The 14,802-nt window shown below is 64.7% G+C and carries 16 protein-coding genes; 12 read left to right on the top strand and 4 right to left on the bottom strand.

What is annotated here, in order from left to right; genetic code table 11:
* The 9 genes from FAZ95_RS34285 (at position 1) to ltaE (ending at position 7,961) form a co-directional block, all read left to right on the top strand.
* Positions 1 to 246: a 4Fe-4S dicluster domain-containing protein gene (locus tag FAZ95_RS34285; protein WP_137337739.1), complete on the top strand. Its 246-nt coding sequence runs from the start codon at positions 1 to 3 to the stop codon at positions 244 to 246.
* Between the two features lie 20 nt (positions 247 to 266).
* Positions 267 to 1,274 (top strand): HEAT repeat domain-containing protein, encoded by a 1,008-nt coding sequence (locus tag FAZ95_RS34280; RefSeq protein WP_137336826.1) that lies wholly within the window; start codon positions 267 to 269, stop codon positions 1,272 to 1,274.
* A 10-nt stretch (positions 1,275 to 1,284) separates the two neighbouring features.
* Entirely contained in the window at positions 1,285 to 1,587 is a 303-nt protein-coding gene (locus FAZ95_RS34275; protein ID WP_137336825.1) for a DUF971 domain-containing protein, read from the top strand.
* Positions 1,588 to 1,733: 146 nt separating this feature from the next.
* Positions 1,734 to 2,597, top strand: coding sequence for an NAD-dependent protein deacetylase (locus FAZ95_RS34270; protein WP_137336824.1), 864 nt, complete (start codon positions 1,734 to 1,736; stop codon positions 2,595 to 2,597).
* Positions 2,598 to 2,633: 36 nt separating this feature from the next.
* Complete coding sequence (locus FAZ95_RS34265) at positions 2,634 to 3,263, top strand: DUF938 domain-containing protein (protein ID WP_137336823.1); 630 nt, start codon at positions 2,634 to 2,636, stop codon at positions 3,261 to 3,263.
* Between the two features lie 325 nt (positions 3,264 to 3,588).
* Positions 3,589 to 4,998 carry an NADP-dependent phosphogluconate dehydrogenase gene (gene gnd / locus FAZ95_RS34260; RefSeq protein WP_137336822.1) on the top strand — a complete coding sequence of 470 codons (1,410 nt, stop codon included), beginning with the start codon at positions 3,589 to 3,591 and terminating at the stop codon, positions 4,996 to 4,998.
* 276 nt (positions 4,999 to 5,274) lie between these two features.
* On the top strand, positions 5,275 to 5,616 hold the full coding sequence (locus FAZ95_RS34255) for a DUF4148 domain-containing protein (RefSeq protein WP_137336821.1): 342 nt from the start codon (positions 5,275 to 5,277) through the stop codon (positions 5,614 to 5,616).
* Between the two features lie 397 nt (positions 5,617 to 6,013).
* Positions 6,014 to 6,745 (top strand): peptidoglycan DD-metalloendopeptidase family protein, encoded by a 732-nt coding sequence (locus FAZ95_RS34250; protein ID WP_137336820.1) that lies wholly within the window; start codon positions 6,014 to 6,016, stop codon positions 6,743 to 6,745.
* Between the two features lie 211 nt (positions 6,746 to 6,956).
* The gene (gene ltaE / locus FAZ95_RS34245) at positions 6,957 to 7,961 is read left to right on the top strand and encodes a low-specificity L-threonine aldolase (RefSeq protein WP_137336819.1); all 1,005 of its coding nucleotides are present in this window, start codon (positions 6,957 to 6,959) and stop codon (positions 7,959 to 7,961) included.
* A gap of 15 nt (positions 7,962 to 7,976) precedes the next feature.
* Here ltaE and FAZ95_RS34240 read toward each other — a convergent pair whose 3' ends face one another.
* Positions 7,977 to 9,332: an MFS transporter gene (locus FAZ95_RS34240; protein ID WP_137336818.1), complete on the bottom strand. Its 1,356-nt coding sequence runs from the start codon at positions 9,330 to 9,332 to the stop codon at positions 7,977 to 7,979.
* Between the two features lie 286 nt (positions 9,333 to 9,618).
* Here FAZ95_RS34240 and FAZ95_RS34235 point away from each other — a divergent pair, with 286 nt between their 5' ends.
* Both FAZ95_RS34235 and FAZ95_RS34230 read left to right on the top strand, forming a co-directional pair.
* Positions 9,619 to 9,924, top strand: a complete 306-nt coding sequence (locus FAZ95_RS34235) for an NIPSNAP family protein (RefSeq protein WP_137336817.1) — start codon at positions 9,619 to 9,621, stop codon at positions 9,922 to 9,924.
* A 102-nt stretch (positions 9,925 to 10,026) separates the two neighbouring features.
* Positions 10,027 to 10,650: a glutathione S-transferase family protein gene (locus FAZ95_RS34230; RefSeq protein ID WP_137336816.1), complete on the top strand. Its 624-nt coding sequence runs from the start codon at positions 10,027 to 10,029 to the stop codon at positions 10,648 to 10,650.
* A 200-nt stretch (positions 10,651 to 10,850) separates the two neighbouring features.
* Here FAZ95_RS34230 and FAZ95_RS34225 read toward each other — a convergent pair whose 3' ends face one another.
* Complete coding sequence (locus FAZ95_RS34225) at positions 10,851 to 11,078, bottom strand: hypothetical protein (protein ID WP_137336815.1); 228 nt, start codon at positions 11,076 to 11,078, stop codon at positions 10,851 to 10,853.
* A 302-nt stretch (positions 11,079 to 11,380) separates the two neighbouring features.
* Between FAZ95_RS34225 and FAZ95_RS34220 the strand changes: the two genes are divergently transcribed.
* Entirely contained in the window at positions 11,381 to 13,834 is a 2,454-nt protein-coding gene (locus tag FAZ95_RS34220) for a glycogen/starch/alpha-glucan phosphorylase (RefSeq protein ID WP_137336814.1), read from the top strand.
* 56 nt (positions 13,835 to 13,890) lie between these two features.
* Here FAZ95_RS34220 and FAZ95_RS34215 read toward each other — a convergent pair whose 3' ends face one another.
* Together FAZ95_RS34215 and FAZ95_RS34210 are read right to left on the bottom strand one after the other, a co-directional pair.
* On the bottom strand, positions 13,891 to 14,232 hold the full coding sequence (locus tag FAZ95_RS34215; protein ID WP_175425835.1) for a hypothetical protein: 342 nt from the start codon (positions 14,230 to 14,232) through the stop codon (positions 13,891 to 13,893).
* A gap of 180 nt (positions 14,233 to 14,412) precedes the next feature.
* A complete protein-coding gene (locus tag FAZ95_RS34210) occupies positions 14,413 to 14,799 on the bottom strand; it encodes a DUF6232 family protein (protein WP_137336813.1) in 387 nt (128 codons plus the stop codon).
* Between the last annotated feature and the right edge of the window lie 3 nt (positions 14,800 to 14,802).

Raw genomic sequence — 14,802 nt, 5'->3', positions numbered from 1 at the left:
ATGTCCCATACGCCGCACGATATTTTCCAGCGCAGCGCCGCACCCGTCACGATCGACGCCGACAAGTGCATTGCCGATAAAGGCTGCACGGTCTGCGTCGACGTGTGCCCGCTCGACCTGCTTGCGATCGATATCGAAAAGGGCAGCGCCTACATGAAGTTCGACGAATGCTGGTACTGCATGCCGTGCGAGAAGGATTGCCCGACGGGCGCGGTCAAGGTCGACATTCCCTATTTGTTGCGCTAACCCCTTTCGAGCGAACGCCGATGACACATTCCGCGCGCCCCCTGAATTTCGATCCCGCCGCGCTCGACGAAGACGCGGCCGCACTGCTGCCGCGTCTGGCGTCGAGCGATGCCGCGGTGCGGCGCATTGCGTTGATCGAGCTGGCCGATCTCGAAGACGAGGGTCTAATCGAGCCGATCGCCGCCGCGTTGCGTGACGACGCCGCGGATCCAGTGCGCGCGGAAGCAGCGCGACTGCTCGGCGCGTGGGAACGCGATGACGTCGTCGAAGCGCTGTGCGGGGCGTTGGTCGATCCGTCACGAGAGGTTCGCGAAGCCGCGGCGCACAGTCTCGCCGAAACGAAGCACGCGCAATCGGGTGCGATTCTCACGCGCTGGAGCACGCATGCCGACGCGTTCGTGCGCAGCGCGGTGCTGCGTGCGCTTCGCGAGCTTCGCTATGCCGGCGCGTTCGATCCGGCGATGTTTGCCCTCAGCGATGACGACGCGACGGTGCGTCTCGAAGCCGTCGGTGTACTCGGCTGGCTGAAGGACGAGCGGGCGGTGCCCGCGCTGACGGCGTTGACCGCGACCGAACCGAACGCGCAGATCCGCCGTGCCGCGATCGGCGCGCTGGGGTTTGCGGCCGCGGCACACGCACCGGAGGCGCGGGTGGTCGATGCGCTGTTGGGCGCGTTGCGCGACGCCGCGTGGCAGGTTCGCGAGGAAGCTGCGGCGACGCTCGGCAAGCTGCAAGCGCAGCCGGCGCGCGACGCCTTGATCGCCGCGCTCGACGACGAATACTGGCAAGTGCGACTGCAAGCGGCACGCGCGCTCGGCAAGCTGCGCGATGCGACCGCGAGCGAACCGCTTGCGGCGCTGCTCGCGCACGCAATCAGCAATCTGCGCAAGGAAGCCGCGCTTGCGCTCGGCGAAATCGGCACGCGCAGCGCGTTGCCGGCGTTGCAAGCAGCGGCGTCGGATGCGGACCCAGAGGTCCGCAAGGCGGTGCGCATCGCGCTTGCGCAGATCGACACGAGCAACCGGTGAGCGTGCCGAGATGGAAACTCCGCAACGCATCGCGCTGAACAGAACGGTGCGCACCCTCACGGTCCATTGGCAAGATGGCCGCGTGGACGAATTCAGCGACTCCACGCTGCGCGCGAATTGCCCATGCTCCGCGTGCCGGCGCATCCGTCTGCAAGGCGGGACGATCGCCATTGCGGACGAGGTGGCGGTATTCGGCATTCAACCGATGGGATACGGTATACAACTCGTGTTCAGCGATGGCCACTCGCAGGGCATCTACCCTTGGGTCTACCTCGACGCGCTCGCGCCGCGCGCTCTGGTGCTCCAGACGTAAGGCGCTTCCCGTTGGGCAAAGGCGCGCAGAACACGCGGGCACGCCAAGCGGCGTAAAATCGGCGGGGCCGCTCTAGGTGGGGCCGTCATAGGCCGGCCCGCCGCCGCACCGTTCGGCGGCATGTTGTATACCCGATCCGTCACGCCATGTCCGACTCGCTTCCCGTAGCCGCCGCATCCGATTCGCTCGACGCATTGCACGACTTCGTGCGCCGCCATCCGCGCCTCTTCGTGCTGACCGGCGCCGGCATCAGCACCGATTCCGGCATTCCCGGCTATCGCGACGAGCACGGCCGATGGATGCGCTCTCAACCGATTCAACTGCAGGACTTCCTCGGCTCGGATCACGCGCGCCGCCGCTATTGGGCGCGCAGCATGGTCGGCTGGCCGGTAGTCGGCAAGGCACAGCCGAACGCCGCGCATCACGCGCTCGCCAAGCTCGAAAGGGCGGGGCACGTCGGCCGCCTCGTTACGCAGAACGTCGACGGCCTGCACCAGCGCGCGGGCAGCGCCGATGTGATCGAGCTGCACGGCAGCATCGGCCATGTCGCGTGCCTCGATTGCGGCGCCGAGCACACGCGCGCGGCGATCCAGCCGCGTCTCGAAGCCGACAATCCCGAGCTCGTCGACGCCATCGCCGCGCCCGCCGCCGATGGCGACGCCCACCTCGAATGGCACGACCTCGATAACTTCCGCATTCCCGCGTGTCCGCATTGCGGCGGGATGCTCAAGCCGTCCGTCGTGTTCTTCGGCGAAAGCGTGCCGCGCGAACGCGTCGATGCGGCTGCGGCGTCGCTGGAGGAAGCGGATGCGATGCTCGTCGTCGGCTCGTCGCTGATGGTCTACTCGGGGTATCGCTTTTGCGTATGGGCTGAAAAGATGGGCAAGCCGATTGCGGCCGTGAATCTCGGTCACACGCGCGCGGACGCGTTGTTGACGCTGAAGGTGCCGGCCCCTTGCGGCAACGTGTTGAGCGCACTCGCTACGCGGATTAGCGGCGACGACGCCTAGCCACGCCGCCCACCCGATCGATCAAGGACAACCACCGTGCCGGACGACTCCCTCTCGACATCGCGCCAAAGCGCACCCGCAGCGGAGCGCAATCGCGATCCGATCCTCGCCGTGTTGCGGCGCGTGTTGCCGCCGAGCGGTCTCGTGCTGGAGATCGCGAGCGGCACGGGCCAGCACGCCGTGCACTTTTCCGCGGCGCTTCCCGAGCTCGAATGGCAGCCGAGCGACGCAGCGCCGGACGCGCGCGCATCGATCGACGCCTGGCGCACGCACGCCGCGCTGCCGAATCTGCGCACGCCGCTCGATCTCGACGTGATGCGTGAGCCGTGGCCGATCATGGCGGCGGATGCGGTCGTCTGCATCAACATGATTCATATCGCCCCGTGGGCTGCGGCGCAGGCGCTGATGGCGGGTGCGGGGCGCGTACTCGGCGCGGGCGGCGTTCTGGTTTTGTACGGACCGTATCGACGCAACGGTGCGCACACCGCGGAGTCGAACGATGCGTTCGACAGGCAATTGAAAAGCCGCAACCCCGAATGGGGCGTGCGCGACATGGAGGCCGTCGCGGATCTCGCGGCGCAAGAGGGCTTCACGCTGAGCGATGTCGTCGCGATGCCCGCGAACAATTTCAGCGTCGTGTTTCGCAAGGAAGCGTACGGCGATTGAGCCGGAAACAAGCGGCACTGAGGCATACGCCGTGTGTCGCCGTCACGGCATCGGCGGCGCATTTCTTTTATCCTTGTCGCTGCGCCGTGTGCTGACCGGCGCAGCACGGGTTTCGACAGGATTCGACCGCTACGGGCTTGGAGTAGGCGCTGAAGCGCCAACTCCAAACATCCACAGCATGGGGTCAGAGTAAGCGCTAAAGCGCTAACTCTGACCGACCGCCGTGGGCCTGAAGTAAGCGCTGAAGCGCTAACTTCAGGCAACCTCGGCATGGGACCGGAGTAAGCGCTAAAGCGCCAACTCCGGTCGACAGGAGAATTGGAAAATGAGCAAACAAGCAATCGGCGTAGTCGGTCTGGCGGTCATGGGCCGCAACTTGGCGCTGAACATCGAGAGTCGCGGGCATGCCGTGTCCGTCTACAACCGCAGCAGCACGAAAACCGACGAACTGATCGCCGAGTTCCCCGAGCGCAAGCTCGTGCCGGCGTACACGCTCGAGGAATTCGTCGAATCGCTGGAAAAGCCGCGCCGCATTCTACTGATGGTCAAGGCGGGCGAGCCGACCGACGCCACGATCGCGGCACTCAAGCCGCTGCTCGACGAGGGCGACATCCTGATCGACGGCGGCAACACGCACTTCACCGATACGATCCGCCGCAATCAGGATCTCGCGAAGGCGAAGCTGCATTTCATCGGCACCGGCGTGTCGGGCGGCGAAGAGGGCGCGCTCAAGGGCCCGTCGATCATGCCCGGCGGCCCGCGCGACGCTTATGACCTGGTTGCGCCGATCCTCACCGAGATCGCCGCGAAAGCGCCGGACGGCGAGCCGTGCGTCGCGTACATGGGCCCGGACGGGGCGGGGCACTTCGTGAAGATGGTCCACAACGGCATCGAGTACGGCGACATGCAATTGATCGCCGAGAGCTACTCGGTGCTCAAGAACGTGCTCGGGCTTTCGAACGCGGAGCTCGGCAAGGTCTATACCGAGTGGAACCAGGGCGAGCTCGACAGCTATCTGATCGAAATCACCTCGAAGATTTTCAGCAAGAAGGATGACGAGACCGGCCAGGATCTCGTCGACGTGATCCTCGACCGCGCCGCGCAAAAAGGCACCGGCAAGTGGACGAGCCAGAATGCGCTCGATCTCGGCGTGCCGCTGCCGCTGATCACCGAATCGGTGTTCGCGCGCGTGTTGTCGTCGCTGAAGACCGAGCGCGTCGCGGCGAGCAAGGTGCTCGCCGGGCCCGCTGCGAAATCGTTCGCGGGCGACCGCGCGGCGTTCATCGAGGCCGTGCGCCGCGCGCTCTATTTCAGCAAGGTGATTTCGTACGCGCAGGGCTTTGCGCAACTGCGCGCGGCGTCGGCGGAATACCACTGGAATCTCGAATTCGGCGGAATCGCGAAAATCTTCCGCGCGGGCTGCATCATCCGCGCGCGCTTTCTGCAGAAGATCACCGATGCCTACGCAAAAGATCCGGCGCTCGCGAACCTGCTGCTCGATCCGTATTTCAGCGAAATCGCGGCGAACTACCAGTCCGCTTTGCGCGACGTGGTGACCTCGGCGGTGGCGTCCGGCGTGCCGGTGCCGGCGTTTGCGTCGGCGATCGCGTATTTCGACGGCTATCGCTCGGAACGCCTGCCCGCGAATCTGGTTCAGGCGCAGCGCGACTTCTTCGGCGCCCACACGTTCGAGCGCATCGACCGCGCGGGGAGTTTCCACGCCAACTGGTCCTGATTCTCGCGGCGTCGCAGCACGACCGAGCAAGCCATGCGGGGCGGATTTGCCGAACGGCGGGTCCGCCCCGGTTTTTATTCGACGGCTCCACGAAAACGAGCGTCGATTACTCATAAACGCAATCGTAAAGAGGGTATTGAGGTCTCAATTGTTGCGGATTCGTGAAAACTGTTTCTGTGAAATCGGGGTTTTCCCTAGGCAATCCGAGGACTAGACTTTCGTCAATCGCTGCAGACATGTGGTTTGCGGTGAACCAAAAAATCTCGGAGGTAGGTCATGAAATCGCTCGTTTATGCTGTCGTCGCTGCTGCTGCCGTCTTCGCTGCTCCTGTCGCTTCGTTTGCGCAATCGAACCAACAGCCGGTTACCCGCGCTGAAGTGAAGGCCGATCTCGTGAAGGTCGAGCAAGCCGGTTTCAACCCCGCCGCGCACAACCCGTACTATCCGGCTGACATCCAGGCTGCCGAAGCCCGCGTGAACGCGCAAAACGGTGCTCAAGTCCAGGCGGTTGCCGATACCAGCGGTTACGGCGGCAGCACCGGCGGTGCGACGCAATCGGGCGCAATCGCTCGTCCGATGAATGTCGACGGCGTGCATCCGCTGTACTTCGGCCGTTAATCGCTGACTGTCATGCAGTTGAAAGGCGGATGAGGCAGTAAGTCATCCGTAAGCTGTGCGAAGCAGTAGGCAGGCCCGACTGGCTCGCCGCTCTCCCGCAAGGGTAGAAGCGCGAGCCAGTTTCTATTTGTGCGCCCCGTCTTGGTGGCGTCGAATTTTTCTTGCATGCTCTCGCCTCCGCATGCTGATCCCGCGCAGAGACACAACACCCGGACTCGCGTCGGCTTTCGAACCAACCGGCGTGCCAGGTGTCATTCTTGCACCGGCTTTCGCCCCGGCGCCATTAAGCAAATGCACCAGCGCGGACGCGCCGCACAAATGTGCCAGGCGGTTACCATACTCGGCGCATGGTCACCGAGCTGGCTTCATTAAGATTATTCGTGGATAGGGGGCAAACATGAAAACGACTAGCTTCTTCGCGCGCGGACACCGCGCACTGGCACGAACAGCGCTGCTTCTCGCGGGCGCGGCCGTGATCGGCGGCTGTACGACCACGCCGTGGAACGACACGTTCGCCCCGCGCCCCGCGCCTGCGCCCGTCGCAGCCGGCTACTACCGCGTGAATGCCGGCGACACGCTTGCGAGCATCGCCGCTGCCTACGGCCAGCGCCCGCAGGAACTCGCGAGCTGGAACCGCATGCCGGTGAACGCGCCAGTCGTGCCGGGGCAGGTGCTGCGCGTGGCGCCGCCGGTCGTAGCATCGGTTGCGCCGCCGGCTGCCGGCGGTGCGCCGGGACAATCGCCAACTGGAACCGCGCCGATTCACTTCTCTTGGCCCGCGCGCGGTGCGGTCGTCGTGCGGTTCGAGGCGGGCAAGTCGAAAGGGATCGTGATCGCGGGCGCACCAGGCGAAGCGGTGACGGCGGCGGCGGATGGGCGTGTCGTCTATGTCGGCACGGGGATTCCGGAATATGGGCCGCTGATCGTCATCAAGCACAACGATAATCTCGTCTCCGCTTACGGACACGCGGGCAAGCTGCTCGTGAACGAAGGCGATGCGGTGCGCGCCGGGCAGCAGATCGGGGAGATGGCCACCGACGCCAGCGGCCGCGGCACCATCGAATTCGAAATCCGCCGCGACGGCACGCCGGTCGATCCGCTCAACTACTTGCCGCGAGCGGGCGGCTGAGGCCGACTGACAAGTTCGCCGCGCGGCACACCTCGTTTCGCGAGACTTCGCCGCCGCAAACGCGTCGTCGCCAAACGCGCGGCGCGAAATTGCGTACACTTCCTAGCTTGCGCGCATCGAGACGCGCAGCGGCCTTCCGCGCCGCTGCGCTGCAGCCTTTGCGATCGCGGACGAAGCGATCGCGTTCATCGCCATCCACAGGAAGTGCCACATGATCGACCTCCGCAGCGATACCGTTACTCGTCCCAGCCCCGCCATGCTTGCCGCGATGAGCGCCGCCGAAACCGGCGACGACGTCTGGGGCGACGACCCGACCGTCATCCGCCTGCAGGCAGCCGTTGCCGAGCGCACGGGCAAGGAAGCCGGCCTCTTTTTTCCGAGCGGCACGCAAAGCAATCTCGCGGCGCTGATGTCGCATTGCGAGCGCGGTGACGAGTACATCGTCGGCCAGCTCGCCCACACCTACAAATACGAAGGCGGCGGCGCGGCGGTGCTCGGCAGCATCCAGCCCCAGCCGATCGAGAACGCCGCCGACGGCTCGCTGCCGATCGACAAGATTGCGGCCGCGATCAAGCCGATCGACGATCACTTCGCGCGCACGCGTCTGCTCGCGCTCGAGAACTCGATCGGCGGCAAGGTGCTGCTGGCCGGCTACGTGGCGGAGGCCACGGCGTTCGCGAAGAGCCGCGGGCTCGCGACGCATCTGGACGGTGCGCGCGTGTTCAACGCGGCGGTCGCGTCGGGGCGGCCGGTCGCCGAGTTGTGTGCGCCGTTCGATTCGACCTCGATCTGCTTTTCGAAGGGATTGGCCGCGCCGGTCGGCTCGGTGCTCGTCGGGAGCCGCGCGTTGCTCGAACGCGCGCGCCGCTGGCGCAAGATGCTGGGCGGCGGCATGCGGCAGTCGGGCGTGCTGGCGGCGGCTTGCTTGTATGCGCTCGAGCACAACGTCGAGCGTCTCGCCGAAGATCATGCAAACGCCGAGCATCTCGCGCGCGGGCTCGCGCAGATCGAGCAAGTCCGCGTTCAATCGCAGGCGACCAACATGGTGTTCGTGCAGTTTCCGCAAGAGCATTGCGCGCCGCTCGAGGCTTGGCTCAAGGAGCGCGGCATCCTCACGCAGATGCTGTACGCGTCGCGCTTCGTCACGCATCGCGATGTGACGCGCGACGATATCGATACGTTCGTTGCGGCAGTGAAGGGCTATTTCGCGCAATAAGCGCATCACATGCCGCTAGCGCGCCTGCCGTCCCGCGCGATGGTCCGCCGCGAAGAGACGCAGGCTGCTCGCCACGGCGGCCAAGCCTGAGAACACGGCGCCCGCCGCCAGCGCGAGCGTCGGGCCATGCCGGCCCGCAATCCCGAAACCCAACGCGACGAGCGCCGCGCCGGTCGCTTGCCCGATGAGCCGCGACGTCGCGATGATCCCGCTCGCGCCACCGCTGCGCTCGGGCGGCGCGCTCGACATCAGCGCCTTGAGATTCGGCGATTGGAAAAAGCCGAAGCCCGCGCCGCAAATCGCCATCCGCGTGACGATATCGGCCACGGGCGGATGCACCGGCAACAGCGCGAGCGACGCCATCCCCGCCGACAAGATCGCGAGCCCGATGCCGCCGAGCAGCCCTGGCGGATAGCGGTCGGAGAGACGCCCTGCGATCGGCGCGGCCAGCGCGACGACGACGGGCCACGGCGTCATCAGGAAACCGGTCTCGACTTGCGTGCGGTGCAGGATGCCCTCGAAATAGAACGGCAGCGATACGAACGCGAGCCCTTGCGCCGCGAACGAACAGACCGCGGTGAGCGCCGATAGCGTGAACACCGGCCGCTTGAACAGATCGACGGGCAGCATCGGCGCGGGGTGTCCCGCTTCGCGCCGGATCAGCATCCAGCCGAACACGAGCGTGACCGCCGCGGCCGCGAGCACGAAGCGCGTGTCGGCGCGCTGCGCGGCGCCGCCGAGCGCGAGGATCAGCGCCGCGAACGTGACGACGTTCAAAAGCGCCGCGCCGACATCGAATTGGTGCTTGCCACGCGGCGTCTGCGGCAGCGACGACAACCCGAACGCGAGCGCTGCGATTCCGATCGGCACGTTCACGGCGAACAGCCACGGCCAATTGGCGACCGACAGGATCAGTGACGCCACGGTCGGCCCCACGGCGAACGACACGCCGACGATGAGCGCATTCATCCCGACGCCGCGCCCGAGCCGGTGCGGCGGATAGATGAAGCGGATCAGCGCGATATTGACGCTCATGATTGCGCTCGCGCCGAGCCCTTGCAGCACGCGCGCGCCGGCGAGCGTCGGCAGCGACGAGGCGAGCCCGCAGACCAGCGATGCCCCCGTGAAGATCGCGACACCCGCGATATAGATGCGCCGGTGGCCGACGATGTCGCCGAGCGCCGCGAGCGGCAGCAGCGTGGCGACCATCGCGAGCTGATACGCGTTGACGATCCAGACCGACGCGGCAGGGGAGGCGTGAAGGTCGACGGCGATCGTCGGCAAGGCGGTGTTGGCGATCGCGGTATCGAGCGTGGCGAGCGCGACCGCGAGCATGATCGCGACGATCGCGCGGCGGTCGCGCGCGCTCATCGGGGTATCGACAGGGAGGCCGGCTGGCGCGCGGGCCGCGTTCGCCGCGGCGTTCGGAGGGATGTTGTTCTGCACGATTGAGCGTCTTGAGGCGTGGGCGGGCGTGCGCCGAATCGAAGCGATGCTGCGGCGCACCAGCGATTGTTGCAGAGTCGCAGAGATCGTGCAGAAGGCGCTTTCCAATTGGCTTTCGGGCGGTTCTTGATTGGCTTGCAAAGGGGCGATCGCGGGTTTGATTTCAGTTGTGTGCGTTAAGCTGCACATCCCAACCGAACCAGGAGTGACCGTGATCACCTGCTATCTGCGCTATGTCGTCGATCCCGCCAAGCTGAAGGAATTCGAGCACTACGGACGCATGTGGATTCCGCTCGTCGAGCGCTTTGGCGGTCAGCATCACGGGTATTTCATGCCGTCCGAGGGCGCGAACAATATCGCGCTGGCTCTGTTCTCGTTTCCGTCGCTTGCCGCGTATGAGCAGTATCGTCAGAAGTCGATGGACGATCCGGATTGCCAAGCCGCGTTCAAGTACGCGCAAGAGACGCAATGCATCATCAGCTACGAGCGCAGTTTCTTTCGGCCGGTATTCGAATAGTTTGTTTTGCAGCCAATACAGCGAGACCCTTCTTGAGAGGGGCCGCGCATTGCACCCAAATTTTTGCCTTGATGGGTTGCTGGCAAGCTATCGGAGCCTCGCATGCTAAAAATTCTCGGAAAAGCGTCTTCTATCAACGTCCGCAAAGTGCTCTGGGCGTGCGCCGAGTTGAACATTCCCTTCGAGCGCGAGGACTGGGGGACGGGCTTCAGGGAAACCGACACCCCCGAGTTTCTATCGTTGAATCCCAATGGACTTGTGCCCGTCATCAAGGACGGTGACTTCGTGCTTTGGGAGTCGAACTCCATCATTCGCTATCTGGTTTCTCGCTACGGTGGTGAAGCGCTTTATCCAACCGAGCCAACTAAGCGGGCACGGGTCGATCAGTGGATGGACTGGCAGGCAACGGACCTGAATCGGTCTTGGAGCTACGCATTTCTCGCATTGGTCAGAAAATCGCCCGCGCATCAGGCGCAAGACGAAATCGCAACGTCGCTCGCAAGCTGGACCCGACACATGCGCGTACTGGATCGTCGACTTGATGCCACAGGCGCGTTCGTTGCCGGGGAGCCGTTCACACTCGCCGACATTCCTATCGGGTTGTCCGTGAATCGCTGGTTCAGCACGCCTTTTGAGCATCCCCATCTTCCTGCGGTGTCCGAGTATTTCGACCGCCTTGCCGATCGCCCCGGCTTCGCAACGTATTGCAAGAACGGAACGCCGTAATTGACGTTAGCCCCCTTTACTGGCTCTCCAGCAAAGGGGGCAGCGAAGAGATGGTTTCGGGCGTCTCCACTGCCTGCTTCGGCCTTCGGCTTCGACGAACGGCTCTCCGAACGCCGTCAAATACGGCCAATATCGCAACTAACGGTCAGCCCCGCCAGCCCCCCGCGAGCACCGGCGGCAGCGGCAATCAAACGACCCAATCACGAAAACGAGGAGAGCAGAATCGACAGATGTCTAACATGCGCCTTGAACGCGTCAACCGTTTCGCGCTCGCTCGACGAACTGAGGTGCGGCAACTCCGACAACTCGACCTGAGCTTGAAATTCGTCGGCGGCCTTGCGGCGCATCTCCGGGGGCAGCGAGCGGATCAGCGAGATCATCAGCAGTTCCTGGGCGTGAATCATGCCTAGCGTCGAATGCGTGTTCATGGCGGCCTCCCTTTGAACGTATGGCGCGCGTACAGCCGTCGCCGCGCAAGCGGCGGGGCGCCGCCTGCGCGCGAGTGCGCTGCTTTTCACGTTTCTATACTAGGCGTGAAGCGGCGACATCGACAGCCTGCGCGCGCCGGTACGCACCAGCGCGGCGCATCGGATGTAACAGCGCGCAAGTGTCGTGGCGCTGTCGCCGAATCTGCGGAAAATGGCGTAACCTGTTTATTCCCTTGTCTGTGTCCCTCGCTTTTGCGGCGCGTGCCTAGCCACGCGCCGCAAGCGCTCACAAGGAGGTTCCGATGACAGCCGTCGACCTGGAATTCGACCAGCTCAACAGTACCGTCGATGCGCTGCGGCGCTCCATCTCCAACCGCCTGATGTACGGCGTCGGCAAAGACGCTGCCACCGCCCGCCCCCAAGACTGGCTCAATGCCGCGGCGCTCGCCGTGCGCGACCGGCTCGTCGCGCGCTGGATGAAGACCACGCGCCACCAGTATGAGCAGGACGTCAAGCGCGTCTACTACCTGTCGATGGAGTTCCTGATCGGCCGGACGTTTACCAACGCGTTGCTCGCGCTCGGCATCTACGATCAGATGAAGGAAGCGCTCGCGGGACTCGGTGTCGACATGGAAGCCGCTGCCGAACTCGAACCCGACGCCGCGCTCGGCAACGGCGGCTTGGGCAGGCTCGCTGCGTGCTTTCTCGACTCGATGGCGACGCTCGCGATTCCCGGCTTCGGCTATGGCATCCGCTACGAATACGGCATGTTCCGGCAGAAGATCATCGCCGGGGAGCAGGTCGAGACGCCCGATTACTGGCTGCGCGCGGGCAACCCTTGGGAGTTTCCGCGTCCCGAAGTGCAGTACATGGTTCACTTCGGAGGACGAACGATCGAACGCGACGGCCACGTCCAATGGATCGAGACCGAGCACGTCAACGCGATGGCCTACGATACGGTGATCCCCGGCTTCGCCACGAGCGCGACGAACACGTTGCGGCTGTGGTCCGCGCGCGCGACGGAGGAGCTCGATCTGTCGGCGTTCAATCAGGGCGATTACCGTCGCGCCGTCGAAGCGAAGGAGACCTCCGAGAACGTTTCGCGCTTGCTTTACCCTGACGATTCAACCCCCGCGGGACGCGAGCTGCGCTTGCGCCAGGAGTACTTCTTCGTGTCGGCGACGATGCAGGATCTGATTCGCCGCTACCAGCGCACGCACAGCACGTTCGGGCGCTTCGCCGAGAAGGTGGCGATCCACCTGAACGACACCCACCCCGTGTTCGCGATTCCCGAGCTGATGCGGCTCCTGGTCGATATCCACCATGTGCCGTGGGATCGCGCGTGGAAGCTCGTGCAGCAGGTGTTCTCGTACACGAATCACACGCTGATGCCCGAGGCGCTCGAAACGTGGGACGTCGAAATGCTGGCGCGCCTGCTGCCGCGCCACCTCGAAATCATCTTCGACATCAACGCCGAATTCCTGAAGGACGCGAGCGCGCACTTCGGTCACGATGTCGACGTGATCCGCCGCATTTCGCTCGTCGATGAGTACGGCCAGCGGCGCGTGCGCATGGCGCATCTGGCGATCGTCGCGAGTCAGAAGGTGAATGGCGTCTCGAAGCTGCACTCGCAACTGATGGCGCGCGAGTTCTTCAAGGATTTCGCGCATATGTTCCCCGCGCGCTTCACCAACGTGACGAACGGCATCACGCCGCGGCGCTGGCTCGCGCAGGCGAGCCCGCCGCTGTCGGCGCTGATCGACCAGCATATCGGCACGCATTGGCGCCGCGACTTGTTCGAGTTGAGCAAGCTGCGCGCGCTCAAGAGCGACGCGGCGTTTTCATCCGAATTCCGCGCTGCGAAGCGCCGCAACAAGATCCGTCTCGCGCATCGGCTGATGCACGACACCGGCATCATGGTGCATCCCGATGCGCTGTTCGATCTGCAGGTCAAGCGTATCCACGAGTACAAGCGGCAACTGCTCAACGTGCTGCACGTGATCGTGCGCTACAACCGCATCCGCGCCGAGCCCGAGCGCGATTGGGTGCCGCGCGTCGTGATCTTCGCGGGCAAGGCCGCGTCGGCGTACAAGATGGCGAAGACCGTCATCAAGCTGATCAACGACGTGGGCGAGAAGGTCAACAACGATCCGCTCATCGGCGACCAGCTCAAGGTCGTGTTCGTGCCGAACTACGGCGTGAGCGTGGCCGAGCTCGTGATTCCGGCGGCCGATCTGTCGGAGCAGATTTCGATGGCGGGCACGGAGGCGTCGGGTACCGGCAACATGAAGCTCGCGCTGAACGGCGCGCTGACGGTCGGCACCATGGATGGCGCGAACATCGAGATCTGCGACGCGGTGGGGCGCGACCATATCTTCATCTTCGGCCACACGGCGGAACAGGTCGACGACTTGCGCGCAACCGGCTATCGGCCGCGGCAGATCTACGAGGAGAATGCGGAGCTGCGCCTCGCACTCGACCAGATCCGCACCGGCTACTTCTCGCCGGACGATCCGCGTCGCTTCTCGGACATCTTCCATACGCTCGTCGATTGGGGCGACCACTACATGGTGCTCGCCGATTTCGCTGCGTTTGCGGAGGCGCAGGACGCGGTCGATGCGCGTTTCCGCGAGCCGCGCCAATGGACCGAGAGCGCGATCGAAAACGTCGCGGGCATGGGGCAGTTTTCGTCGGACCGCACGATTGCGGAGTATGCCCACGACATCTGGCACGTGAAGCCGGTCGATGTCAGCTAGTGCGGATCGACGCGGCGCTCGCGCGGATCGAAGGGCACGTGACGCCGCGTGCGACGTCAGCCGTGCCGAGGGCGGCGAATTTTCGTCGTGACCGCGCGGCCGAGCGTGGCCCGTGCGAGTGTGCGGGTGAGGGCGGCGATCACGTCATCGAGCGGGCGGGACGTGACTTCGATGCGGAATGTCACGCAATCGCGCAGCTTGTCCATCGTGACGACATAGAGACGCAGGTCGTCTCCGAGCGCCTGGTGCAAGGCGCGGCGGCCGGCGCTCGACGCGTTGCCGGGCACCGTGACGTCGATCGAGACATAGGAGACGAGCCGTTCCGGCATGCGCGCGCGGACCGGACGGGCGATACGTGGCGCAGCGGGTGCAAAGTAATCGGCAGACGACTGAAACATGGCTTAAGCGCTGGCGCGAGACGGGCCGGCGTTCGTTGTTGTGACGAGTCCACTGTAGCCTCGCACAGCTAAACCGCGCGCAAAGGCTCCGCACGAGCGCGTTAATTTTTTGTCAATGCGGTGCAGCCAAGCGGAGATGGACAGAGCTCACGCGCTTTTCACTTCGCGCGTTCGCGCCATTCAAGCACGCGCCGCCAGATTTTCGATCGCCTGCCGCAGAACCAGGTCTACGTGCTTCACGAACTCGAGGTCCGGGCTGGAGAGGGCCTCGCGTTCGCCGTTCGGCGTGTCGACGATCAAGCGGTGGGTGATGTCCTGCGTGAACCACGCGAGCACGCCGACGACGATCATCATGACGCCGAGCGTCAGTCCCGCGCCCGAGCGGAACATGCCGCCGGCCACCGCGCCGGCGAGGCCGATGAGGGATAGCGTGAACGGGAACGCCTTGTTCTTCTGGATCGTCAAGATCCGAGTGCTGCGAATCTCGCGCAGCGCGAAGACTTGTCCGGCTGCGCTGAGGCCGTTGCGGGTGATCGTGACGCCGCGCTCGTTAAAAGCGTTTTCCATCGA

This window comes from Trinickia violacea (genome assembly GCF_005280735.1).
GTDB classification, from domain to species: domain Bacteria; phylum Pseudomonadota; class Gammaproteobacteria; order Burkholderiales; family Burkholderiaceae; genus Trinickia_A; species Trinickia_A violacea.
Note: the sequence above shows the minus strand (reverse complement) of the source record. Positions and strands in the feature narration are given on the sequence as shown.